The sequence below is a fragment of the Variovorax sp. 01T439_2 genome (assembly GCF_056398445.1).
This window is the reverse complement of the sequence record NZ_JBFTPJ010000778.1, coordinates 1-4,141: the sequence shown is the minus strand read 5'-3', so window position 1 is coordinate 4,141 and position 4,141 is coordinate 1. Positions and strand designations below refer to the sequence as shown.

The 4,141-nt window shown below is 66.4% G+C and carries 3 protein-coding genes and 1 pseudogene; 2 read left to right on the top strand and 2 right to left on the bottom strand.

Translation table 11 applies throughout. The features are described 5' to 3' along the window. Window positions 1-12: 12 nt before the first annotated feature. Together kdsA and AC1DOC_RS27595 are read right to left on the bottom strand one after the other, a co-directional pair. Window positions 13-870, bottom strand: coding sequence for a 3-deoxy-8-phosphooctulonate synthase (kdsA, locus tag AC1DOC_RS27600; protein ID WP_478079862.1), 858 nt, complete (start codon window positions 868-870; stop codon window positions 13-15). Next, a complete protein-coding gene (locus AC1DOC_RS27595) occupies window positions 867-2,546 on the bottom strand; it encodes a CTP synthase (RefSeq protein WP_012748540.1) in 1,680 nt (559 codons plus the stop codon). Before AC1DOC_RS27595 ends, kdsA begins: the two co-directional genes overlap by 4 nt. Window positions 2,547-2,642: 96 nt before the next feature. On the opposite strand from AC1DOC_RS27595, the pseudogene coaBC reads away from it, so the two are divergent. Together coaBC and AC1DOC_RS27585 are read left to right on the top strand one after the other, a co-directional pair. Next, a pseudogene (gene coaBC, locus AC1DOC_RS27590) lies at window positions 2,643-3,656 on the top strand (bifunctional phosphopantothenoylcysteine decarboxylase/phosphopantothenate--cysteine ligase CoaBC); the annotation flags it as partial. Further along, a complete protein-coding gene (locus AC1DOC_RS27585; RefSeq protein ID WP_478079864.1) occupies window positions 3,656-4,105 on the top strand; it encodes a hypothetical protein in 450 nt (149 codons plus the stop codon). The pseudogene coaBC and the gene AC1DOC_RS27585, both read left to right, overlap by 1 nt. The last annotated feature ends 36 nt before the right edge of the window (window positions 4,106-4,141 follow it).

Genomic DNA, 4,141 nt, shown 5'->3' with positions numbered 1-4,141 from the left:
CATAACCACTGCTCATGATTGAAAGACGTCCTCTAGAAATGCGTTCTTCTTGGTGACCTGGTCGAGCGCCAGCAGCGTCTCGAGCAGGGCCTTCATGTGCTTGAGCGGCACGGCGTTGGGGCCGTCGCTCAGCGCCTTGGCGGGATCGGGGTGCGTTTCCATGAAAAGGCCGGCCACGCCCACGGCCACGGCCGCGCGCGAGAGCACCGGCACCATTTCGCGCTGGCCGCCCGAGGTCGTGCCCTGGCCGCCCGGCAGCTGCACCGAGTGGGTGGCGTCGAACACCACGGGCGCGCCGGTCTCGCGCATGATCGCGAGCGAGCGCATGTCCGACACCAGGTTGTTGTAGCCGAAGCTCGCGCCGCGCTCGCAGGCCATGAAGCTGTCTTCGGGCAGGCCGGCTTCCTTGGCGGCAGCGCGCGCCTTGTCGATCACGTTCTTCATGTCGTGCGGCGCAAGGAACTGGCCCTTCTTGATGTTGACCGGCTTGCCCGACTGCGCCACCGCGCGGATGAAGTCGGTCTGGCGGCACAGGAAGGCGGGCGTCTGCAGCACGTCGACCACCTTGGCGGCCTCGGTGATGTCGTCCTCGGTATGGACGTCGGTCAGCACGGGCAGGCCGAGTTCGCGCTTCACCTTGGCCAGGATCTCCAGGCCCTTCTCGCGGCCCGGGCCGCGAAAGCTGGTGCCCGAGGAGCGGTTGGCCTTGTCGAAGCTGCTCTTGAAGATGAATGGAATGCCCAGCGAGGAAGTGATTTCCTTCAGCGTGCCGGCCGTGTCTATCTGCAATTGCTCGGATTCGACCACGCAGGGGCCGGCAATCAAAAAGAAAGGCTGGTCGAGCCCGATGTCGAATCCGCAGAGTTTCATGCAACCGCCTTCAGGTTCTTTGCGCCGCCCGCGCTCCGGGCCTTGTGGTCGAGCGCCGCCTTGATGAAGGCGTTGAAGAGCGGATGGCCGCTCCACGGCGTCGACTTGAATTCAGGGTGGAACTGCACGCCCATGAACCACGGGTGCACGTCCTGCGGCAGCTCGACGATCTCGGTCAGGTGCTCGCGCTGCGTCAGCGCCGAGATGACCAGGCCGGCGGCGCGCAGTTCGTCGAGGTAGTTGACGTTGGCTTCGTAGCGGTGGCGGTGGCGTTCGGTCACCACGTCGCCGTAGATGCTGTGGGCCAGCGTGCCGGCCGAGACGTCGGAGCTTTGCGCGCCCAGGCGCATGGTGCCGCCSAGGTCGGACTTCTCGTTGCGCGTCTTCACGGTGCCGTCGGCGTCCTTCCACTCGGTGATCAGCGCGATCACGGGGCAGGGCGTCTCGGGGTCGAACTCGGTGCTGTTGGCGTTCTTGAGGCCCGCCACATGGCGCGCGTATTCGATGGTGGCCACCTGCATGCCCAGGCAGATGCCGAGGTAGGGCACCTTGCCTTCGCGCGCGAAGCGGGCGGCCGAGATCTTGCCCTCGACGCCGCGCTGGCCGAAGCCGCCGGGCACCAGGATCGCGTCGTACTTGGCGAGCCGCGAGACATCTTGCGGGGATATGGTTTCGGAATCGATGTAGTCGATCTTCACGCGCGCATGGTTCTTCATGCCGGCGTGGCGCAGCGCCTCGTTCAGCGACTTGTAGCTGTCGGACAGGTCGACGTACTTGCCGACCATCGCGATGCTGACTTCCTGCTGCGGATGCTCGACCTCGTACACCAGCTCGTCCCAGCGCTGCAGCTTGGCCGGCGGCGTGTTGATGCGCAGCTTGTCGCAGATCAGGCCGTCCAGGCCCTGCTCGTGCAGCATGCGCGGCACCTTGTAGATGGTGTCGACGTCCCACATGGAGATCACGCCCCATTCGGGCACGTTCGAGAACAGCGAGATCTTGGCGCGCTCGTCGTCGGGAATCGGGCGGTCGGCGCGGCACAGTAGCGCGTCGGCCTGGATGCCGATGGCGCGCAGCTCCTTGGCGGTGTGCTGCGTGGGCTTGGTCTTGAGCTCGCCGGCGGCGGCGATCCACGGTACGTAGGAGAGGTGCACGAAGGCCGAGTTGTTCGGGCCCATGCGCAGGCTCATCTGGCGCACGGCTTCGAGGAAGGGCAGCGATTCGATGTCGCCCACCGTGCCGCCGATCTCGACGATGGCCACGTCCACCTCATGCGCGGTGCCCAGGCCGGCGCCGCGCTTGATGTATTCCTGGATCTCGTTGGTGATATGCGGAATCACCTGCACCGTCTTGCCCAGGTAGTCGCCGCGGCGCTCTTTCTCGAGCACGGTCTTGTAGATCTGGCCAGTGGTGAAGTTGTTGGCCTTGCGCATCCGCGTGGTGATGAAGCGCTCGTAGTGGCCGAGGTCGAGGTCGGTCTCGGCACCGTCGTCGGTGACGAACACCTCGCCATGCTGGAACGGTGACATCGTGCCGGGGTCGACATTGATGTACGGATCGAGCTTGATGAGGGTGACCTTGAGGCCGCGCGATTCGAGGATCGCGGCGAGGGAGGCGGAGGCGATTCCCTTGCCAAGGGAAGATACGACACCACCGGTGACGAAGACAAATTTGGTCATGCCAGTTCCGGACCAGAGATCCGGGCAGTGGGAAATTGCGATTATAGGTGTCCCCTTTGTGCCCCTTCGGCCCAAGGCCATCCCGTTCCTGATCTGCCCAACAACATGCCGCACATCAACCTGAGCCGCGAGGCCGACGCCATCGTGCTGGCGCCCTGCAGCGCCGACTTCATCGCGCGGCTGGTGCAGGGCCGGGCCGACGACCTGCTGAGCCTGATGTGCCTCGCCCGCCCGATGGACCGCGTGCCGCTCCTGATCGCGCCGGCCATGAACCGCGAGATGTGGGCGCATCCCGCCACCCAGCGCAACCTGATGCAGGTGGCGGCCGATGGCGCCACAGTGCTGGGCGTGGGCAGCGGCTGGCAGGCCTGCGGCGAGACCGGCGACGGCCGCATGCTCGAGCCGGCGCAGCTGCTCGAGGACATCACGGCCTTCTTCGTGCCCAAGCYGCTGGCGGGCCAGAAGGTGCTGGTGACCGCGGGCCCCACCTTCGAGCCGCTCGATCCGATACGCGGCATCACCAACCATTCGTCCGGCAAGATGGGCTTTGCCATTGCGCGCGCTGCGCGCGAGGCCGGTGCCGAAGTCACGCTGGTGGCCGGCCCGGTGCACCTGCCGACGCCGCACGGAGTGAGCCGCATCGACGTGCTCAGCGCGCAGGACATGCTCGAAGCCACCCTCCATGCCGCGCAGACCGCTAGCATTTTTGTAGCGACGGCCGCCGTCGCCGACTGGCGGCCCGCCACCCACAGCGAGCAGAAGATCAAGAAGGACGGCAGCGGCAAGACGCCGGTGCTCAATTTCGTCGAGAACGCCGACATCCTGCTGGCCGTGGCCAAGAGCGAACGCGCGCAGGCCCGCAAGCTGTTCTGCGTGGGCTTCGCGGCCGAGAGCGAGAACCTGGCCGAGCACGCCAAGGCCAAGCGCGAGCGCAAGGGAATTCCGCTCCTGGTCGGCAACATCGGACCGTTGACCTTCGGGCAGGACGACAATGCGCTGCTGCTGGTGGACGCAACGAGCACGCGCGAACTGCCGCGTGCGCCCAAGCTCACCCTGGCACGCGAACTCATGACCGAGATCGCCGCCCGGCTGCCCGACTGGAGAGTCTGATGAACCCCCAATGGAACACGCCGCCCAATGGCGACTTCGCCAGCTACGTCGAGCGGCTGTCGGCCCAGGCCGCGCTGCCGAAGCGGGCGGCGCACGAGGGCGACCACGGCTTGGACGTGGGCATCACGCCCGCACCGGGCGCGCAGGGCGCTGCGGCGGCCGCGGCCCAGCGGCGCGAATCGTCGAACGGAGATGCCTCCGCGCCAAGCGCCGGGGCGCTGGCGCCCATGGCGCTCAAGCTCATGGCCGCCGTGGGGGCCGTGGTGCTGCTGGCGCTGTGGTCGGCCGGCGTTTCCCTCGTTGTGCTGGTGTTCCTGGCGGGCGCGGCTTTATGGCTCGCCAGCAAGCTCAAGGGACTGAAGCTCACACCCGGTGTCGCCAAGTGGCAGCAGTTGCTCGAGGAAGCCGCCCGCAAGCAAAGAGAACAGCAACACAAGCAAGGCAAGTAGAAGTGAAAGTAGACGTTCGTATCCTCGATCCACGCA

Bases quoted from the DNA above. Each gene is read 5' to 3' on its own strand.
- kdsA (WP_478079862.1), bottom strand. From the start codon at position 870: ATGAAACTCTGCGGATTCGACATCGGGCTCGACCAGCCTTTCTTTTTG.
- AC1DOC_RS27585 (WP_478079864.1), top strand. From the start codon at position 3,656: ATGAACCCCCAATGGAACACGCCGCCCAATGGCGACTTCGCCAGCTAC.